Annotated in this window: 16 protein-coding genes; 5 read left to right on the forward strand and 11 right to left on the reverse strand. The window is 66.1% G+C overall.

Annotation, left to right across the window (positions count from 1 at the left end):
• The 6 genes from ABN401_RS04730 to ABN401_RS04755 form a co-directional block, all read right to left on the reverse strand.
• Positions 1-453: a hypothetical protein gene (locus ABN401_RS04730; protein ID WP_349683679.1), complete on the reverse strand. Its 453-nt coding sequence runs from the start codon at positions 451-453 to the stop codon at positions 1-3.
• Positions 454-462: 9 nt separating this feature from the next.
• Positions 463-2,361 (reverse strand): type IV secretory system conjugative DNA transfer family protein, encoded by a 1,899-nt coding sequence (locus tag ABN401_RS04735; RefSeq protein ID WP_349683680.1) that lies wholly within the window; start codon positions 2,359-2,361, stop codon positions 463-465.
• A gap of 180 nt (positions 2,362-2,541) precedes the next feature.
• The gene (locus ABN401_RS04740) at positions 2,542-3,867 is read right to left on the reverse strand and encodes a hypothetical protein (RefSeq protein WP_349683681.1); all 1,326 of its coding nucleotides are present in this window, start codon (positions 3,865-3,867) and stop codon (positions 2,542-2,544) included.
• A gap of 316 nt (positions 3,868-4,183) precedes the next feature.
• Entirely contained in the window at positions 4,184-4,600 is a 417-nt protein-coding gene (locus ABN401_RS04745; RefSeq protein ID WP_349683682.1) for an EF-hand domain-containing protein, read from the reverse strand.
• Positions 4,597-5,430: a sterol desaturase family protein gene (locus ABN401_RS04750; RefSeq protein ID WP_349683683.1), complete on the reverse strand. Its 834-nt coding sequence runs from the start codon at positions 5,428-5,430 to the stop codon at positions 4,597-4,599. Before ABN401_RS04750 ends, ABN401_RS04745 begins: the two co-directional genes overlap by 4 nt.
• 62 nt (positions 5,431-5,492) lie before the next feature.
• The gene (locus ABN401_RS04755) at positions 5,493-5,993 is read right to left on the reverse strand and encodes a hypothetical protein (RefSeq protein WP_349683684.1); all 501 of its coding nucleotides are present in this window, start codon (positions 5,991-5,993) and stop codon (positions 5,493-5,495) included.
• A gap of 208 nt (positions 5,994-6,201) precedes the next feature.
• Here ABN401_RS04755 and ABN401_RS04760 point away from each other — a divergent pair, with 208 nt between their 5' ends.
• Positions 6,202-6,915, forward strand: a complete 714-nt coding sequence (locus ABN401_RS04760; protein WP_349683685.1) for a response regulator — start codon at positions 6,202-6,204, stop codon at positions 6,913-6,915.
• Positions 6,916-6,962: 47 nt separating this feature from the next.
• The gene (locus ABN401_RS04765; RefSeq protein WP_349683686.1) at positions 6,963-8,204 is read left to right on the forward strand and encodes an ATP-binding protein; all 1,242 of its coding nucleotides are present in this window, start codon (positions 6,963-6,965) and stop codon (positions 8,202-8,204) included.
• A 764-nt stretch (positions 8,205-8,968) separates the two neighbouring features.
• On the opposite strand, the gene ABN401_RS04770 is transcribed toward ABN401_RS04765, so the two are convergent.
• On the reverse strand, positions 8,969-10,504 hold the full coding sequence (locus tag ABN401_RS04770) for a hypothetical protein (protein WP_349683687.1): 1,536 nt from the start codon (positions 10,502-10,504) through the stop codon (positions 8,969-8,971).
• Complete coding sequence (locus tag ABN401_RS04775) at positions 10,501-11,262, reverse strand: DUF8737 domain-containing protein (protein WP_349683688.1); 762 nt, start codon at positions 11,260-11,262, stop codon at positions 10,501-10,503. The genes ABN401_RS04770 and ABN401_RS04775 overlap by 4 nt, the downstream gene beginning before the upstream one ends.
• 131 nt (positions 11,263-11,393) lie before the next feature.
• Here ABN401_RS04775 and ABN401_RS04780 point away from each other — a divergent pair, with 131 nt between their 5' ends.
• From ABN401_RS04780 to ABN401_RS04790, 3 genes are all read left to right on the forward strand, one after another.
• Positions 11,394-12,251, forward strand: coding sequence for a LytTR family DNA-binding domain-containing protein (locus tag ABN401_RS04780; protein WP_349683689.1), 858 nt, complete (start codon positions 11,394-11,396; stop codon positions 12,249-12,251).
• Positions 12,248-13,438, forward strand: coding sequence for a hypothetical protein (locus ABN401_RS04785; protein WP_349683690.1), 1,191 nt, complete (start codon positions 12,248-12,250; stop codon positions 13,436-13,438). The genes ABN401_RS04780 and ABN401_RS04785 overlap by 4 nt, the downstream gene beginning before the upstream one ends.
• A 189-nt stretch (positions 13,439-13,627) precedes the next feature.
• A complete protein-coding gene (locus ABN401_RS04790) occupies positions 13,628-14,599 on the forward strand; it encodes a LysR family transcriptional regulator (protein ID WP_349683691.1) in 972 nt (323 codons plus the stop codon).
• Here ABN401_RS04790 and ABN401_RS04795 read toward each other — a convergent pair.
• The 3 genes from ABN401_RS04795 to ABN401_RS04805 form a co-directional block, all read right to left on the reverse strand.
• Positions 14,536-15,465, reverse strand: coding sequence for a S1/P1 nuclease (locus ABN401_RS04795; protein WP_349683692.1), 930 nt, complete (start codon positions 15,463-15,465; stop codon positions 14,536-14,538). The genes ABN401_RS04790 and ABN401_RS04795 overlap by 64 nt on opposite strands.
• A gap of 32 nt (positions 15,466-15,497) precedes the next feature.
• On the reverse strand, positions 15,498-17,768 hold the full coding sequence (locus ABN401_RS04800) for a TonB-dependent receptor plug domain-containing protein (RefSeq protein WP_349683693.1): 2,271 nt from the start codon (positions 17,766-17,768) through the stop codon (positions 15,498-15,500).
• Positions 17,769-17,930: 162 nt separating this feature from the next.
• Positions 17,931-19,157 carry an acyltransferase family protein gene (locus ABN401_RS04805; protein ID WP_349683694.1) on the reverse strand — a complete coding sequence of 409 codons (1,227 nt, stop codon included), beginning with the start codon at positions 19,155-19,157 and terminating at the stop codon, positions 17,931-17,933.
• Between the last annotated feature and the right edge of the window lie 4 nt (positions 19,158-19,161).

Raw genomic sequence — 19,161 nt, forward strand, 5'->3', positions numbered from 1 at the left:
TCAGTTGGCCGCGCCGAACGTTCTGGGCTCCGAGTCGAACCGCGACGCCGGCTCCGGCCGGGGGTCGCGGCCCTGGACGATGCGGGAGGCCGCCGCATCCAGCAGCCGGTCGATGCGCCGGTCCACCGCCGCCTGGACGGTCGGATCCTGATCGGCGACCGCGTCCGGCAGGCGCAGGAACATGGCCTTGGCCACCTCGATCAGGACTTCCTGGACGATCTGCATGTCGCGCGAGTTCGACCGCATGTGATCGCGGAGGGATCTCTCCATCTGCAACAAACGATCCTCGGGATCGGCCTGGGGCGCCTTTGCCAGCCCGCGCGCTATGGCCCGCCCTGCCGCTTGGCTCAGAGTGGCCCTGGAGGCCTTGGCCTCGCGGTTGAGGCCGGCGATCACCCGGGCGTCGGTGAGATAGACCTGAACCCGCGTGCGGGCGGCGACCGTCTTGGGCATGGGATACTCCTACAACTGACTTCGTTCCTGACTCTGGCCTTGCAACTGATCCAGGGCCGCCTGCTGGGCGGCCATCTCCCCCGCGACCCGTTCGTAGATTTCCGCGGCCTTGGCGGCCGCCTTCTTGTCGTCGATCGCCCCGGCGACCTCCTTGAACAGGGGTAGGCTCGCGTCGGGATTTTCTCCGAGCGCACGGCGGCCGGCCCAAGGATGCGGCGCGCGGCCGGGGGTGTCGATCCGCGCGGCCTGATCGGGTGGCGGGAGCTTGGCCCGTGACCGGAACGGCTCGCGGCGGTCGTATTTGAGTTTCTTGGTCCGCAGCGGTTTGAACCCGGCGACGAAGACCAGCTGGTCGTCGTCCGGCAAGGCGCGGATTTCGCCCGGCTCCATCAGGGGGCGCTCGACCTCCGAGCGAGAGACTGAGCTGCGACCGGCACCCAGGCCGGCAGGGCCGCTCCGGCTGGTTCGGGTCTCGGTGACCGTGCCGGTGAGCTTGGAGACCTTGTCCTGGGTCAGGGGATCTAATGCGGCGAAGGCCGTGTAGACGTGGCAGTTGTCGAGGATGGTGTTGTGCGGGCCATAGGTCTCGACGATGTCGTTCAGGGACTGGGCTACGAACATCGTCTTGATGCCGTAGCCGCTCATCAGCCGCAGCGACTTCTCGAAGAAGGCGAGACGACCCAACAGCGGGAACTCGTCCATCAGCATGAGGAGCTTGTGACGTTTGTGTCGGCCGGTGGCGTCGGTCGTCTCATGCGCGGTCAGGGACTGGGCGGCGGCGTAGAACAAAAGCCGGACCAGGGGACGGAGCGCAGCCGCATCGGCCGGAGCAACCTGAACGTAGAGCGAGACCGGGGCCTCGGCGCACATCAGGTCGCCCATGCGGAAGTCCGAGGCGGACAGGCAGCGCTCGACGTCCTCGCCGGCCAGCCATTTGAGATAGGACCGCGCCGTGCCCTGGACCGAGGTGCGGAAGCGGTCGTGCATGGCGGCGTAGCCCTTGACCGCCGTCTTGATGAAGGGATGGGTTTCGGGCTCGCCGTTCGGGCCGGGTCGATGCAGTGTCTTGACCATGACGTCGGCGACATCGTCGAGGTCGGCGAGGAGCTCGCGGACCTGCAGCAAGGTCTTGTCGGCGTCCTCGGCTGTGTAGAGGACGTGGAGGATGACAGCCTCAAGGATTTCCGAGGCGGCCTTGTCCCAGATAGCCTCGTCGTCACGCGCGCCGCCGGGATCGGAGAGGATCGCCACCAGGCGCTGAACCTGAGCGAGTTCGCCAGGGCCTGGTTGGATCTCGGCGAGCGGACTCCAGCGGACGGAGGCCGGATCACGCGGATTGAAGAACAGGCAGTGAGAAAAAGACGAACGCCACCCCGCGGATAGCTGGAAGAGTTCGCGCTTGGGATCATGCGCTAACAGGCTGTCGCCCCAAGATAGCAGCGTGGGTAGGACATGCCCTCTGCCCTTTCCGGAGCGCGTCCCGCCTGTCACCAGCGTCGGGCGAAGGTCACGGGTCGCGATCACGCGTCCCCGCCATTGCCCGATCACGCAACCGGCCTGCGCCCTCAATCCCGCCGCCTTGACCACGACGCCGTTGCCCCAGCCGCGGGTGCGTCGAATGCCCCCCTCGCCTTCGAAGAGAACCGCCAGACCCAGCCCCGCGCAGACCCCCAGCAACACAAGCGAGGTGGCGGCACCGAACGCCTCCGGTTCCTCCGCGCCGAAGCGGTGTCGCCATATCAGGATCGACCAAGGCGCGTACCAGACGCCCCATTCCGTACTGAGCCACCCCTCGCCGAGGACCCGGGGCCATCGAAACGACCAGGCGATGTATTGAGTGGCAGCCTGCAATCCACTCAGCAATCCCGCGCCGCCCGCGGCGATCCGCATGCCGATCTGAGAATTCACGGACCCATCCTGGCCGCGCCAAGGCCATCACCACCGCCAGGTTGTCGCGGCGGGATGTCTAACAACCCAAATTGTCGGCAATCTCGCGACCAAATCGAGACATGACTCGGCCGATCTTTAGTCGCCACGGGCACCAGCCAGGCGTCGTACGCCGATGCCCAAGTGCATAAAGAAGAAGACTCAACCCCTTGGGATCGGCTGCAACACTGCGAAAAAGGACTGCAGGCCAGACGTGGTCAAGCGTGTTGCCCCGAAGTCGGTGGTCGCCGTTTCAGCGGGCCCGCCGCCGATCGTACCCGCCACGCCCACCATGCCGCTGGGCAGAAGCGCAAGTGCGAAGGCGATGTCATCGCCGGTACCTCGCGCCTGGGACACGCTGTCGAAGCCACCGTTGGCAGTGAAGCTGATCACGACCTGATCGCGTAAACCGCCCGACATGATCAAGGGCCCACCCGTGATCGCCGCCATCCCCGTAGTGTTTCCGAAGAGGAAGGTGCGATCGCCCGGACCAATCTCCAGTTCAGAACCTTGTTCATCGCCCGGACTTCCGATGCCCCGCGCCCAGAGAACCTCACCACCGGAAGCCAGGGCCGCGACGAAAAGGTCGCTCTCTCCGGCAGAAACCAGTTGGTTTGTCCCTTCGAAGATCGAGACGTCGAACGTGCCGCTCAACCGCGCGCCTCCATCGGAGGCTCCATCGATCCCCCGGCAAACGTCCTGGCCCGGACCGCCATAGCGTCGCAAGGCAGCCGGCTGTCCGTCAGGGTAGATGATGAGCACATAGCAGTCGGACAGATCGCCGACACTGGTCACGCCAAAGCCAGTCAGGCCCGCTATCGAGAGGCTGCCGCTAAAGGGGCCGGTGATCATGGTCCGACCATCTGGGGCGATAGCGACCCCGCGCGCGGCCTCGGTTTCAGACGAGCCGGGATCCTGTCCCGCCAGCCGCGCACCCCAGACCGGCGTGCCATCGCTTCGGAAATAGGCCACGAAAGGGTCCGTGCCGCTTGCGGGTCCCGTCACGGTTACGCCCGATCCAATTGAGAGAGGGCCGCTTTGCGGTCCGACGATCGCCGAGTTACCGGCCGCGTCGGTGGCGACCTCGTTGCCGGCGGATCCCCCCGGACCAGCGGTTTGTCGAACCCACACGACATCACCGCTCCCGCTTAATTTGAACAGAACGGCATCACCGTCACCCGCGTCGATCGTTTGCCCACCGAAGGCGACCCGCCCGACGGCGCGCCCCGTGACATAGGCATTGCCGGCCCCGTCGCTGTCTACGTCGAAGGCGAAATCGCCGCCCGATCCTCCGAAGGTCTTGAACCATATCAAATCGCCGGAGGAAGACACGCGGGCCACGAATAGATCGTCGCCACCGGAACTCTGCCGGCTTTCTGAGCCGATCGTCAGGGCGCGACCGGCACCGAACGATCCGACGACGTAAAAGCTTTCCGCGGGCCCCGGAGCCACGCCGCGCGCGAAGACGGATTCCCCTGTGATCGCCACGGCCGTGCGCCACTCAAACCCCGACGGCGGAACCGGCGGAGGGGGCGACGGCGGCGGCGGGGCGGGCGGCGGCGGGGCCGGCTCGCCGGGGGCCGGCCCAGCGTCACCACCGCCACTGCCCCCACAGCCCGCAACTAGGAAAGCGGCCAAGACCAACCCCAGGAGGTCACAGCCCCGATGGCGAGGGGGACGCGGTTTAACATCGCCAGGTGAGGTCCCGGGGTCGAGCAGTGATTTCGGCATTGCGGGGCGCTCCAAGGCCCGACGACTGGCCTACCCGGTCCACGCCCGAACGGCCTTCGCCTGTCGTGGGGACTCAGGATCGCGATCGAAAAGCCTCAATCTCCTGGCCACTCGCCACCCCGTCGCGATCGGTGTCTATTCGATCGAAGGCCACGGTCGGGCCCGCATCGAGCTCCGCCCGCGAGAGCTTTCCGTCATGGTTGGTGTCGAACTGGCCAAACCCAACTCGGATCGCCATCCGCTCCGCCTGACCCGGGGCGAGAGCAGCCAACTCGCCTGCTGACAGGCCACCATCGCCGTTTGTGTCGATGCGGTCGAACTGGGCCGCGCGCGCGGCGATGAACTCAGCGCGAGAGACCGAACCGTCACGGTTCCGATCGGCCTCGGCCAATAGAGCCGAAGGGTCAGACAACAGGCTCTGGGCACTGGCAGGGGCACTCCAGGCCAATATGGCCAAGAGGCCGGCATATCGTCCAATAGCGGCGATCATGACGGGGCTCCCGTGTTGACGGGGCGCTCTGCTGCGTCAGGCGTCGGTCTCGATCCGGTGGTCCGATCGTAGAGTTCGGCATAGCGGGGGTGCAGGGTTCCCATCAGGCGATCCCAGATCGTGGTGTAGAGACCGTAATTGCTCCGGAAGGTCCGGTGATGCTGGTTGTGGCCCGTCGCGGTGTTGAGCCACCCGAACAGGGGATGGGTGGCCAGACCACGCGGCAAGAGCTCATAGCCCAGGTGCCCCATGACGTTTGTGGCGAACATATAGAGGGCCCAGACCGCCAGAACGCCGATATGGATCGGGACCAGCATCGTCAGGAACACGATCACCCCGGCCTCGATCACCGCCTCCAGCGGATGGAAGGCCATCGCAGCTAAGGGCGAAGGATTGGTCGACAGATGATGGACCTTGTGTACCCGCTCGTAAACGCTGGGCAGATGCATGAACCGGTGGGTCCAGTAGAAATAGGTATCGTGGATCAGGACGACGACCGGCACGCTCAACAGCAGCCAGACAAGCCCGTGCTGGTCAGGATCCAGATAGACCTTCGACAGGCCCCATTCCCGTCCCACGGTGACGGTGAAAAGCCCCACAAGGGTGAAGATCAGGGCCGTCAGCATGGAGTAGCCGAACTCACGCCAGAGCTGTCTGCGCGCGAAGGGGATCGGCTGAATGCGGCGGTGGCGAAGACGGCGGCCAAAGGTCGTGATCAGGGCCAGTGCACCGCCTGCCAGGACGACATAGCGCAGGGCGATAAGGCCGGCGACCAGGGGGACGACCAGCCAGACGCTCTGGTCCGCGAGGTCGGGGAAGGCATGAAGCATGATATGTCCTCATCAAGGGACTGTGGCGCGCCGGAGAACGACGCGCCACCGTTCAAGAGCAATCAGTTGCAGGGAACTACGACGCCTGCAGGGTTGGTGCAGGTCGTCGAACGGGTCAGGCCCGTCACCGGGTCATAGGTGGTCGAGCCCTGATAAGTGCCGCCTTGGACGCCGACCGCCTGGGTGCTGCGGGCCCCGGTATAGGTGCCGTCGGCATTGCGGGTAGTGGACCCGCTTGAGCTGACGGCGCCGTTGGCGCCCGCCGCACCGAGGCGGCTCTGGCGGGTGGCCGAGCCGTCGGGATTGACCGTAGTTGTGGAGCCGCGCGCCGCCCGCGCGCCGGCGGGGCCGCGGACCGCCCCGGCGCTGCCGGCGGTGACTGAACCGTCGCTGTTCTGGACGGCACCGCGGCCGCGGACGAACGCGCCATTGGGTCCGGCACCGGCGGCAACGGCACCGTTCTGGCCCTGGGCGCGGACGACACCACGGCTCTGGGCGCTGGCTTCTACGGCGGTAAAGGCCAGCATGGCGGTCGCCGCCGCGAGTGTGGCTGCATACTTCATCAGACAATCTCCTGTTAGGCCGGAGCGATACGCTGCGGCTCCCCAGACAATGTCCGACCGCCATGCGAGGGTGATGTCGCGAAACGCCCAAGGTGTTTCGAACCGTTGCGTCAGCCCGACCCTGTCATGGCTTGAAACATCTTTCGCCAACACACCGGGGGCAGCCTCCCCTAGGTGAGATCGACGACCCTTGGAGACACGACGGCTGATGGCCCAGAAGACCCCACGCGTGATCGTGATTGACGACGACGCCGAGCTGCGGGCGCTGCTGCAACGCTATCTCGGCGACAACGGCTTTCATGTGCGCACCCTGTCCGATCCGCGCCCGCTCGAGGCCATGGTCGCACGCGAGCCGGCCGATATTCTGGTGGTCGATCTGATGATGCCGCACGAGACCGGACTGGAGTTGTGTCGACGTCTCAGAGGCGGGGGGGATGGGACGCCGATCCTGATGCTGACCGCGCGCGGGGAGTCCGTCGATCGTATCCTCGGACTCGAAATGGGCGCTGACGACTATCTGGCCAAGCCGTTCGAACCGCGCGAGCTTCTTGCGAGGCTCGCGTCAATCCTTCGCCGCGCGGGCCAGGGGTCGACAGCACCAGCGCATGCGGAGACGGTGACCTTCGGGGCGTTTCGCCTTGATCTGGCGGCGATGACCTTGACGCGAGACGGGCAGATTATTGACCTTTCATCGCGGGAGTTCGCCCTACTGAAGGCACTGGCGACCCACGCCGGCCGGCCGCTGTCCCGCGCCCAGCTCATCGAACGGGCACTAGGCCGGGATGCAGACGTGACCGACCGTGCGATCGACGTCCAGGTCGCGCGTCTCAGAAAGGCGATCGAGGAGGATCCAGCCGAGCCCCGATGGGTCCGGACGGTCTGGGGAGTCGGCTATGTCTTCGCCGGGACGCCGCAGCCGTGAGTCGCTTGTGGCCCACAAGCTTCGTCGGGCGCGCGGTGGCAGCGACCATGGCCAGTCTGATCCTGGCCCAGGCGTTGACCCTCGGCATCTTCTTCACCTTCATCCTCATGCCGCAGACCCAACGCGTCGCCGAGGTGATGGCGCAGACCTTCGTGATGGTTTCGACCGCCGCCGAGCGGCTGCCGCCGGCGGATCGATCCCGGCTCGTCTCCCAGCTTGGCCAGTCCGACTATCTGGACGTCTGGTCCGGCGCCGAGCCGCCGGCCGCGCGGGGACGTCGTCCCCAGCTTCTGGAACGCCTCTTCATGCAGAGCCTGGTCGACAAACTGGGCGGGCAACGCGATCTGGAATGGCGCACAGATGCATCGGATCGGCTCTGGCTTCACCTTGCGATCGGTCCGGACCTCTACTGGGTCTCGGTCAAGCCCCCCGGCGGACTTCAACCCGTCAACGCCCTTCTCGCGGCCATGTTCGTGACTCTGCTCCTGGCTCTTGCGATGGCCATGGCCGCCCAGCGACGTCTTGCGAGACCTCTGGGCAGACTGGCCGATGCCGCCGCCACACTGAAGCCTGGTGTCGCGTCATCGCTGCCCGAGACGGGGCCTGCGGAAATCGCCGCCGTAAGCAAGGCCTTCAACGCCATGACGGGCCGTCTGGCCAGGGATGAGCGGGCCCGCGCCGTCATGCTGGCAGGGGTCTCTCACGACATTCGGACGCCCTTGGCCAAGCTGCGCTTGGTCCTTGAAATGGCCGCCGACCCGGATGGGGACCTTGTTCAGACGGCCCGTCGCCAGATCGGGGAGATCGATCGCATCCTCGCTCAATTCCTTGCGTTCGGCCGGGGTCCGGAGGGTGAACCCGAGACGGTATTCGACGTGGACGCCCTCGTAGACGAGGTCGTCGCCTACTTCGCTGCGGACGCCGTGCCAATCGAGCGAGAGGGTGTTCCGATCGGTATGATCCGGGGCCGCCCGGAGGCGCTAAGACGAGGGATCGTCAACCTCGTCCAGAACGCCATCCAGTATGGTGCGCCCCCGATTGTGATCTGGACGGCAAGGACGGGTCCGGGTGTCGCCCTGGCCGTTAGCGACCTTGGTCCCGGCGCGCCGCCGGATCGGCTGTCGGACCTGGATCAGCCGTTCGTACGAGGCGACAGCGCCCGCGGCTCGCCCGGGACCGGACTGGGGCTGGCGATCGTCGCCAACACCATGCAGGCGCAAGGCGGAACCCTGACCCTCAGCAATCGCGAGCCGGTTGGATTTGAGGCGAGGCTCGACTGGCCGATATGATGTGCCGGCTGTCTCCTCTCGACGGCCAATGCGAGCCCGTCCATCGACCGGGTGCCGGAGGCAATGTCATTCTGGGGGCGATCACGGCCAGGCGCCTGCAGTACGAGACTGGGGCCCCTTGGAACCACGTGTTGCGTGAAGACCACGCGCGGTGCGCCCGTCGCGCTAGACCAGAGCGACGGATGAGACCGGGTTCTACGTGGAACAGACGACAGGGGAGCCCTTCTCGAGGAGTAACAATGATGACTCGTCGCCCTCTCACGCCCGCGTTAGCGGTCCTGCTCGGCGTTCTGTGCGCCGCGCCGCCGGGATCTGCCCAAGATCGGGACTACAACCCGCCCGGCCGAGCAGGCGGCCCGGGGACGAACTGGGAGAACCCACCTGGTCCGCGGGGAGGACCCGGCGCTTCGCCGGACCGTATCTATCGTTACAGCGGACAACCGTACAGATTTACGCCGCGACGCGGTGGGTATTACTACAATGCAAACTTCGGTTACTGGCACCCGACATTCGGCTGGTGGAACCAGGCAGCGCGATGCTGGATCGATCGCGACGACAATCCGCCGGGGCGGGCCGGCGGCCCGGGCACGAACTGGGAAAATCCCCCCGGGGCGCGCGGCGGACCGGGCTCATCGCCCGATCGATTTGGGCGCTGCCGTTGATGGCATGGGCCCGCCTCGGCGGGCCCATGCGATTTCGGACGACCGCCAACCTCGACCGACGATCTGGTCGCTGGCCGCGCAGGGATCCCCAGCGGTCAGCGCCTAATCGGTCTGGCCCGCTGCCGCTGTTGCTGCGAGTTCAGCGATCCATCGGCGCAGCCCAGTTTCATCATCCAACGCCCCCGGCCACCTGATGTCCACGTCGGAGACGAGGGCAGATTGGGGCTGCCGAATGATCGTCAGCGGGATCAGATAGCGACCTAGCCCCGAAGGTGTGTCCAACGGGCCGGCCACTTCGCCGTATTCCTCGTTCTGGCCGGTCGTCTCGCCGACCTGGACCGCGCCCATCATGCGGATCTTGTTGACCCCAAGGACACAGGAGCTGAAGCATGCCGCGTCCGTGAGTAAGAAGACGGGGTGGGTCATGAGAGACGCGGACGAGGTCGTGACGCTTGGGTTGGAGCTTGCCGGCGGATCGGGCGTGCAGCACGGGTCGGGATACAGGGAGCGATCTCCGCCTGGCCAGGCGGCCATCCCGTCGGCCACGCCGCTGAAATAGGCCACCACCGACTCATAGTCCGGTCCTCGCGTCGCGAACTCGGCGGCCGTCGCGCGGGCTTGGGCCTGTGCCTCCGGCGAGGTTCGCCAGAACTTGCCGCCTCGGCCGGCGGTCTCACGGATCCGTCGGGCCTCGCGCGCCTCATAGGCCGCCTGTCCCCAAAGGGCGGTGGCGAAACGGTCGCCCCAGCCCGAGTTGCCACCACGGTTGCCCCGGACATCGAACACCACATAGGGGGCTGCGCGGATGCGCTCGATGTCGCCCTCGAACGCCGTGGCCATGGCCTCCAGCGCCGTCTCGTCGCCGAATGACCCGAGACCCACCCAGACCCCGCCGTCCGGTAATGTCTCCAGGCCGATCGGCCGCGAGACCTCGCGGTTGAAGGGGGCCAGTTGCGGGCTCAGCCGGGACCAGGTCTCGACCGTCCAGGTCAGGTCGACGTCGCTCTCGCCACCATCGACCGCAAAGCGGCAGCGGGTCAGGGGGACCGGCCCGTCGGTCCGGTAGTCGATGAAAAGCCGATAGGCCTGCCGAAGCCGCTCCGGGGCCTTGGACCAGTCGGCCTCGACCTTGTCCAGCCGGTCGCGCAGCAGCGTCTCGACCTCGATCCCGTCGCATGACACAAGCCGCGCGCCTTCCGGCGGGCCCGCCGTCGCCGAGAACCCGGTGGGACGGCGCACGACCCATCCGCCTTCACGGCCGTCGATCAGGAAGCCCGGCCACCGGACCCTGACCGGTGCGACATTGGTCCGGTAGATCGTGTGGCCATCGCGAAACGAGAGCATGAAGCCCAGGGTCGCGGACCGCCAGGCCAGAAAGCTGTCCGCCGTCTCGGCCCGCGAGCGGGCCTCGGCATAGGCAGCCTCGACCCGCCCGGCGAAAGCGGGCGTTTCAGGATCGCGGATGCCGGGGTGCAGGGTAACCACAGCGTCGTGCAGGGCCTCGACGTCGCCGACCGCCAGCTGACGCCAGCCATCTGGTGCCGACTGGGCACCCGTGGGGGTTGCGGCTGCGACAGACAGGAGAATCGCGGCCGTCAGGCCAGACCGCGTGCGCGGTGATGAAACAGGATTGTTCATGTTTGCGGTTGCCGGCTCAAACCAGGCTCCTCCTTGTGGATTGCTCGACGATCGCGTGATCGCCACAAGGCGACCAGGACCCAGATGTGCATGACGATGGCCAGCGGAACGAGAAAGGCCGGGATCATCTGACCCGGCCAGGGCAGATCGGCCTTCGTCAGGATGGCGCTCGAAAAGGCTATGACAAAATCGGCGAGGCCGAGAAGCGCGTGGGCGACAACCCATCCGCGCGCCCGCGCCGGGCGTCGCGCGATGGCGCGAGCGACGAAGGGCGCTGTCGTTCCGACCAGAATGTCACCCAGTCCCGCGATCAGGGCGAATGGCCAGCTGGCGACCCCGAGCATGGCCCACACGATGAACGCGCCTCCGATCAGACGCGCGGTCTGCAGACCGACCGGCCATTCCAGGGGGATTTCCAAGACCCTTCTCCGGACCGTCGGATGGACGGCGATCAGGATCCAACCCACGCCGATCCCACCTACGAACGTCAGCAGGAATCCGTAGGGAACCGAGACCAGGTCGTCGGAAAAGAGCGACGGCCGCATGACGGACAGGGCAAACGCGAACCAGCCGAACAGCAAGGTGGCCCAGAGCGCGCTCTCGCTGAGACCGCCGAGAGTCGCGCCCCCCCTGCCCCGCCACAGCGCCAAGACCAGCGCAGGCATGGCCGCGAGCGTTGCCGTCGCCCCGATGAAAAGGATGTTAAAGACGGTCAGGAGATCAGGTCGCACAGGCTTTCCCATGGGGGTCATCGACATCGCTCGCCGCGACGTTGGGTACGATTGAGGCCATCGGCCACCGGAATTACGCTGACGGGCATCAATGCTTCGCGGACGGGACGGGGTTTTGCGTGAACGGGCAGTCGGCGACTTTTGAGACATCGCCAGCCGTGTCGCCGGTCTCGGCCTGGACCCTGTCCAAGGTCGGCCAGCTCTTTGGCCTCGCGGGGCTGGCGGGAGGCGTTCTGGCCGTGCTGGGGCCTTTCGGCACCTTCTCGCGGATGAACCCGCCGGACCGTGTTCTGTTCTGGTGCTTGGTGCTGCTGAGCGCCGCTTTGGTCCACATTCCGGCTCTGTGGCTCTGCCAGCAGGCCGGGCGAAGGCTCGGGCTTCCGGCCGTCGTTTGGGTGATCGGCGCAGCGGGGCTGGCGGCTTTGCCGTCGACCCTTCTTTTGGTCGGCGTCATCGCGCTGCTTTACGGAACCGCAGACCCGCAAGGCTTCGCCAACAAGCTCGGCTATGTGTTCGCCATCAGCCTCCCCATGCAATGGCTGAGCTACGGCGTCGTCCGATCGACGAACGGTTTGAAAACGCCTGCCCGGACGGGACGCAAGACGCCGGATGCGCATTCCGCCGACGGGCCTGTCGGCTTGGGAACTAGCGATTCATACAGGGCCATCGACGAGAATGAAGCGCCAACGCCGCCTACGGCCCGCGCACCGCTTTGGGACCGCATTCCACACCATCTTGGCACTGACCTGATGTGCCTTGAGATGAACGACCACTATGTGCGCGTCCACACCGATCGGGGCAACGTCTTGATCCATGGGCGGATGAGCGACGCCGAGGCCCTCGTCGCCGGGATCGAGGGTCTGCGCGTCCACCGGTCTTGGTGGGTCGCGCGGGCGGCGGCCCGGCGGCTTCGAAAACAGGGCCGCCGGCTGTCCATTGAACTTAGCAATGGGACGATCGTACCCGTCAGTCGAGCCAGCGTTGCTGCCTTCCGAAGATCAGGATGGACCCTATGAAAAAGCCGAGACCGGATCTCAATGTGATGTCGGGTTCCATCGAGGGCCGCAACGCTGATCGCACTGACGGTCAGGCCCTGGCGGACCGCATTCAGGTGGCGCAGCGCCGGTCTCGACGTTCGACCTTCGGGGTCGACATCGGCGCGTTCCGCCTTGATCGTCGAAAGTTCGCGATCAACGCCGCTCTGCTGGGCCTGGCTTTGCATCCCGAGCCGGGACTGGCTCAAACCCCGGACGGTGCTGAGGTCGTCGTTCATCGCCCCACGGAACTAGCTTGGATCCTCGCCGGGTTGAGCCCACTGGACCGAGGCGGCAATGCCCTCAATCGCGACACCGCTTATTGGAGGGCGGCCGAGACTTGGTTCGGGGCGTTTCAGGATCACCCGGCCGTGACCGCGCTGGGCGACGACTTCAATCTGCCGCGTCTGATCGGCAATGCCGCCAACTACACCATGAACGCGCAAGGGGACCTGACCCGCTCACCGGGCAGTCGGGCGATGTGGGACGATCCGGCCGGCGACCTGTTCAGCCGCCACCGTGACCTGATCGCGTCGTTTGGGCTAGAGAGCCGCGCCCTGGCGTTTTTCGATGCGCAGCGCGACACGCTCGAGGAAAGTCGTTCGACCCTGGCTGGAGCCGTCGAATTGGCGGACATGCAATCCTGGCTGGAAGTTCAGTTCGTGGCGCGTCCCGGGGCGATGACGGTGTTTGTTTCGCCGGTCACAGGCGGCTGGAATTTCACCAATCTCGATCCTGAGACGCCGAGACTGTGGGTGCCGGCGGCGACGCGGCCGGCGACCCCCTATGATCGGTTCCGGATCGTGCGAGCCATCTTCACGGAAATGGACCACAACTACGTCAATCCGGCCACGGCGCGGTTGGGTCCGTCGGCCTTTGGATTCATGACAGAGGCGAATGGCTGGGCGACCCCCGAAGCGTGGTCGAACTACGGTACGGCCGAGCTGATCATTAACGAATACATGACGTTCTCAGCCTTCCTTGCCTACGCGCAGGACAGGCTCGCGGGGGAAGACCTAGCCCGGACGGAAACCGAGACCCGACGCCTGATGGAGCGCCGCGGGTTTATCCGGTTCGCTCGCTTTGCCGACGCCGTGAGCGGCGAACGTCGACGGGGTGTCAACCTAGAGGCCCTCTACCCCGCGGTGATGGCGGCGATGCGGCTCTAGAGTGGCGAGCCGATCCCTGTCTCACGAATGCGTACGGAAAACGGCAAGGGGTCTGATGCGGTGAGAGCGCGCTCACCTCCGCTGTTGTTTTTCAATGTATCGGTTGTGGCCGACGCGGGAGCGGGCGACGCGGGAGCGGTCGCCGGTTGGACCGAACCACGGAGGGTCGACCAGGAGACGCGAAACGTCATGAAGACCTGCTATCGCGACCGAACAACCACGCTACCGAACCCGATGAACCGCCCCCCACCGCTTGAGACCATCGAGGCTTTCATCGAAGCGGCACATGGCCCGAGCTTCAAGGTCGCTGCAGCGCGCTGCGCCATAAGCCCCGCCGCTTTCTCCCGGCGTATTCAGGCCCTCTCGCAGCGGCTGGGCGTGGATCTGTTTGACCGGACCGGCGAAGGTCTACGGCTTACTGAGGCCGGCAAACGCTGCTTGGCCCAGCTCGAGCCGGCCTATCTTGAGCTGTTGCGAGCCGCAGCGACGGCCAGCGGACGCCGTGAGTCCTTACAGGTGCGGCTGTCCCTATCCCACTCCCTTGCCGTGGGTTGGCTGATCCCACGCCTCGGTGGTCTCCGGGACGTCGCGCCGGACATCGAGCTGTCGCTTGATACGGTTCGGGATGAGTCCGCGCTACGACGCGGCAGCGTCGACCTCGCCCTGTGCTTCAGCGACTCAGACCTCTCGGGGCTCGCCTCGCGCCGACTGATCGGCGTCGCCGGAGGGCCTTTGGCTTCACCCGAACTCGCGCGGCGGTTTCGAGATAATCCAGACTTGGCCGAATTCCCGAGACTGTCGGTCACTGTTCCGTCAGGGCTATGGGAGTGGTGGACGGAACAGGCTCAACAGCCTCCCATCACAGCTACAACCCAGTTCGATATCATGCAGGCGGCATATGAGGCCGCTGCCCAGGGCATGGGCATCGTCCTTGGCGCATTGCCGACCGTGGAGCCCTATCTGAAGGACGGTCGGCTCGTAGAAATCGGTCTCCCGTGGTTTCGATATCCGGGTCAATACTGTCTCGCCGCCACGCCCGCGGGGCGACGACGACGACCCGTGGCCACGGTCTGGAGCTGGTTGGAGGCGCAGGCCCGTCAAACGCCCTCGCTCAGAGTCGGCGTCGCGAACGCTTCCCTGAGCAGGTCGGCGAGCCTATAACCTGCCAGAGCGACACGACGTTCGGCGATCGTCACTGCCTGCCGCGCATAAGGGACCGGAAGTTCGCGGGCCTCGCTCTGCGACGGCCCTCCGAGCGGACCAGACGCGTAGGCGAACGACACCGCCAAGCCGAAGCTCTCTTCTGCCCAGCGCGGGTAATCCGCCGCGACGGCTGGCGCGGTGCCCTGAAGCAGGCGGGTACGGGGTAACCGCCGTTGCAGGTCGTCTGCCCGGGCCCTGACGCTGTCCAGATCCCCAGAGCGGTGCACACTGTCGTCCCAGAACCAGTGCAGGGTCTCGGGCCGACGCGAGACAGGATCGATCACGAACTGCAGGCTGCCGGCCCGGTCTCCTTCTGGATAGGCAGAGGAGAACAGTTGCGCCGTATGCAGCGGCTGATGCACGTCGCCCGCCAGATGCATGACCCAGCAAAGCGAGACGGCCCGCTGCGCCGGAGTCGCGGCCGCGTTCGCCATCACCCGGGCATTGAGGCGGAAGGCTTCCAGCCCGTCCATCACGATACCATGATCCGGTTCGACCAACGGCGGATCCTCGGCTCGGACCACGGGGCGAAGCTGGACATGCCAGCTAGGCTGATCATGGACCGTCAGGCGCGCGTCGTCGGGCCAGCGTGCGCATTCCATCATGAGCCGCAGCGCCCGCTCACGTCCTTCGCTCCGGTCCTCGGCGACTTCGAACGGCCCCCGATCCGGGTGGTTGTCCAAAAGGGCCGCGACACGATCGATTATGTCTGGATCGGTCGCCTCCAGATCATCAAAAGCGATGGCCGCCGTCACCATGTGCCCGGGCCGGGTCCAGGCCAAGGCCGGTGAGAGCGCAAGGGCCCACGCCACCATTCCGGCCATCAACCGCGATCCTGTCCGACCGAGGGCCGACATCAGAAACTGGCCCCCAACCGCAGGAAGTACTCGCGGCCATCCACGCCGATGCCCCCCGCCTCAGTATAGGGCCGACCATCGGTTTGGCCGACCACCCGATCGGGGTAGGCATCGGTCAGGTTGAGCGCTCCAACCTGCACTCGGACGGTCTCGGTCAGCTGGTAGGCCAATGTGAGGTCAAAGGTCGTGTCCGAACCGAAGACCTGGGTCGGCCCGAGTGGACTGGCCTTGTACTTGCCAAACCGCGCGGCGTCGGCGGTCACCCTCCAGGGCCCGATCTCGATTTCGGCCGAAACCGTCAGTTTGTTTCGGGGCTCAGCGTCCGCCAGCGTGTTCAGGGACGAGGCCGCGAGCAGGGGCAAAGTTGGGACCACCGGATTGCTGCGTAGGTTCACAGGATCCGTGTCGAACGCCGCATAGCCGAGAGAGAGGTTCAGCCGCCCGTCCTCACCAAACCGCGTGCGCCAGTTTCCGGTCGCCTCGAAGCCCTCGGTCTCGGTGTCGATCGCATTGGTGAAGAAGCGAACTTGTGTCGCGTTGGTGATGCCCGCGCGCTGAAGGATGGCGACGACCGCTGGGCCGGTCAGCGATTCACTCAGAGCGATCCGGTCCTCGATCTCGATGCGGAAGGCGTCCAGGCTGAAGGTCAGACCCGCGCGCGGTGTCAGCACGAAACCGCCGGAATAGTGGGTGGAGGTCTCGGGCCGCAGGTCGCTGGCCCCCAGTGCCCTCGCCACCGGATCAGTGACCGCGAACGTGCCGACATTGACGAGGACCCCTCCGCTCAGCTGGCTGGTGACCGTCGAGAAATACTGCTGCTGCAGCGACGGGGCTCGGAAGCCGGTGCTGGCGGTGGCCCGCCCGGCCAGCCAGGGCGCGACGCGCCAGAAGATCGAGGCCTTGCCGGTCGTCTCGCGACCGAAGTCGCTATAGTCCTCGGTTCGCCCCGCCACGCCGATATCCAGCCCCGCGAAAGGGCTGATCTCGGCATCGATGAAGGCGCTGAGCGCATTGCGGTCGACATCAACCGGCGTGGGGGGGTTGAACCCCGGAAAGCCTTGCGCGCCTGCGCCGGTGAACGACAGCGGTTCGCCAGAACGGATTTCAAACGTCTCGGTCCGGTATTCCAGGCCAGCCGCCAGATTGGCCCCGGCCAGAGCGTCAAACCCCCGGCTGACCGTAAGGTTGAGGATGTTCTGCCCGTAAGTCACTCCGCCGGAGTCGAACCGCGTCGGGCTTGTCGCCCCGAGTGACGTATTGACCGTGTTCGAAACCTCGAAATCGCCGCGGTTATAGCCGGCTGTGTTGCTGAGATCGTAGCGCCAGCCTGCGATCTCCCCGCGCACTCCGATCGATCCGCCCAAGTCCAGCATGTCGAGGTTGATGTTGGGCAGAAATCCCTGCGGATAGAGTGCTGGGGCAACGCTGGGCAGCCGGAACAGCGGCACGCTGGTCGAGTCGCGCAGCGCCAAGGTGCCGAAGCCGTAGAGTCGCGCACCGCCGGCCAAGGCGGCCTCGGCGTTGGCGCTGAACAGCAGATTGGTGGCGTCGGGATCCCCCGTCCGTTGGCTGACGCGTCCGACACGCGGATCGATTTCGGCCGAGTTGGTCGGCTCGCGGGTCCGGGCCTCCCCGGTCAAGGTGAGGAAACCGTCCTCGCCCAGTGGCAGGCCGATCCGGCCGGTGAGCACTCCGGACTGCCCGTCGTCGTCCTCGGTCACGCCGGCGGTGGCGGTGACGTCCCGACCGCCTGCGTCCGACCTAAGCACGATATTGATGACCCCCGCGATCGCGTCCGAGCCATACTGGGCGGCCGCGCCATCTCTGAGGACCTCGATCCGGGCGATGGCCGCAACCGGGATGGTGTTGATGTCCACCGGCACGGTACCGCGACCGACGCCGTTGTTGAAGTTCAGGACCGACGAGGCGTGCCGCCTGCGCCCGTTGATCAGGATCAGAACCTGATCCGGACCGAGGCCCCGTAGCGAGAACCCTCGGGTGCTGCTGGACGAGGGGGCCGTCTGGGAGCGCGGATAGTTGAACGACGGGGCGAGGAACCCGAGGATCTTGCCGAGGTCCGTGAAACCGCGCTCCGCCAGCGACTCACCCGAGAAGACGTCAACGGGCGCGGCGGTCTCCGTGGCCAACCGTCCGGGCACCCGCGAGCCGACGACCAGCACATCCGCCACGGCGGACGGGTCGGGTTCCGGGACCTGGGCCTGCGCCTGTGTGGTGATGGCCGCCAGAACGGCGCCCGTTGCCAAACCCATCGTTCTCATCACGACGATCCCCCTGTCCTGTGACGGGCGGCTTATTCCCGACAGGATCAAGGGGGTCGAACGCAAAAAACGCAACCCGATTGCGCCGGACGCAACTCGCCTAGTGTGCGGCGTTGGGAGAGCGCCTTCGCTCCCATTTTGGGAGACGTCTGATCAATCTGGTTTCCCAGTCGGTGGCCTGATCCCCAGGACGAGCCCGAGCCAACCCAGTCGTCTTGCGAATTCATAGACCATGAAACAGCCCGCGAAGGTCACCCCGACGATGACCAGCGCTTCGAGTGCCACCGGCAAGGACAGCGGCATCAGGAAGTGCGCGGCCACGATGATCACCGTCTGATGGACGATGTAGAAGGGGAAGACGCCAACGCTGAGATAGCGCAGCGCCGGCCCCCCGTGGGTCAGGTAGCGCGCCCCATAGCCGAGTATGGCAGCCATGAAGGCCCATTGATCGACGGCGTAGACGACGCGCATCGCATCGCGCAGGGCGTCCGAGGGCACGGCCCCGTCCGCGCGATAGATCCAAGCGTACGTCGCCCATCCCGCCCAGCTGAGGACGGCCAGGACCAGGGCGGGGCGACGCAGACCGATGTAAGCCGTTTTCAGACGCTCCGACCGCGCCGTAAGGAAGCCGAACAGATAGGCGCTGAACGACAGGGCGTGATTGTACCAGTCGTCGGTCAGGGCGTGGGTGATTTCGAACAGGGGCGCCAAGGTGAACCGCAGGAGAGCGAACCACACGACCGGCCAGACCAACAGACCCCAACCGGAGAGCGCCGTTTCCAGACCCCCCTCCGCCATGCGGATCAGCGGACCGGCGAAAGCGATGAGGGCGGCCACGATCAAGCCGTAGGGCAGCAAATAGGCGATGAACCACTGATGGTTCCAGGTCGGGGTCGTTAGGCACCCATCCGCGTCGCACCAGCCGCCGGACCCGGTTGCGTAGCGGACCCAGAAGTCCTGAAGCAGAGGTGACGCGGCCGGTTCGGCGACGCCCATGTCCTCCAGCGCATGCCAGACTTCGAAATAGCTTTGGGGTGGAACGATCACGAGCATACCGAAGACCAGCGCTGGCAACAGCCGCAGCAGCCGCGACCCGGCCAGCCGCGCGCCGGGCCGCCCGCCCCGCGCGGCGAAACTGTCGGCCAGAAAGCGCGTCGCCGCACCAGACACCAAAAACAGCAGGGTCAGGCGCCACGGGTTGGTCAGCATCATCACCGGCTGGATGGCCTCGACGATACGCGGGCTCTTCACGTGGAAGTCCCAGGACACATAGAGCATACCCACGTGATAAAGGATCAGCAGGAAGAAGGCGGCGACGCGGATCCAGTCCAGGTCATGGCGACGGGGAGACCGAGCGAGGGCGATGGTGGCGGACGACACGGGG

The sequence above is a fragment of the Brevundimonas aurifodinae genome, from assembly GCF_040195595.1.
GTDB classification, from domain to species: domain Bacteria; phylum Pseudomonadota; class Alphaproteobacteria; order Caulobacterales; family Caulobacteraceae; genus Brevundimonas; species Brevundimonas aurifodinae.

Bases quoted from the DNA above. Each gene is read 5' to 3' on its own strand.
- ABN401_RS04730 (WP_349683679.1), bottom strand. From the start codon at position 453: ATGCCCAAGACGGTCGCCGCCCGCACGCGGGTTCAGGTCTATCTCACC.
- ABN401_RS04745 (WP_349683682.1), bottom strand. From the start codon at position 4,600: ATGATCGCCGCTATTGGACGATATGCCGGCCTCTTGGCCATATTGGCC.
- ABN401_RS04750 (WP_349683683.1), bottom strand. From the start codon at position 5,430: ATGCTTCATGCCTTCCCCGACCTCGCGGACCAGAGCGTCTGGCTGGTC.
- ABN401_RS04755 (WP_349683684.1), bottom strand. From the start codon at position 5,993: ATGAAGTATGCAGCCACACTCGCGGCGGCGACCGCCATGCTGGCCTTT.
- ABN401_RS04760 (WP_349683685.1), top strand. From the start codon at position 6,202: ATGGCCCAGAAGACCCCACGCGTGATCGTGATTGACGACGACGCCGAG.
- ABN401_RS04765 (WP_349683686.1), top strand. From the start codon at position 6,963: ATGGCCAGTCTGATCCTGGCCCAGGCGTTGACCCTCGGCATCTTCTTC.
- ABN401_RS04770 (WP_349683687.1), bottom strand. From the start codon at position 10,504: ATGAACAATCCTGTTTCATCACCGCGCACGCGGTCTGGCCTGACGGCC.
- ABN401_RS04775 (WP_349683688.1), bottom strand. From the start codon at position 11,262: ATGTCGATGACCCCCATGGGAAAGCCTGTGCGACCTGATCTCCTGACC.
- ABN401_RS04785 (WP_349683690.1), top strand. From the start codon at position 12,248: ATGAAAAAGCCGAGACCGGATCTCAATGTGATGTCGGGTTCCATCGAG.
- ABN401_RS04790 (WP_349683691.1), top strand. From the start codon at position 13,628: ATGAAGACCTGCTATCGCGACCGAACAACCACGCTACCGAACCCGATG.
- ABN401_RS04795 (WP_349683692.1), bottom strand. From the start codon at position 15,465: ATGGCCGGAATGGTGGCGTGGGCCCTTGCGCTCTCACCGGCCTTGGCC.
- ABN401_RS04800 (WP_349683693.1), bottom strand. From the start codon at position 17,768: ATGGGTTTGGCAACGGGCGCCGTTCTGGCGGCCATCACCACACAGGCG.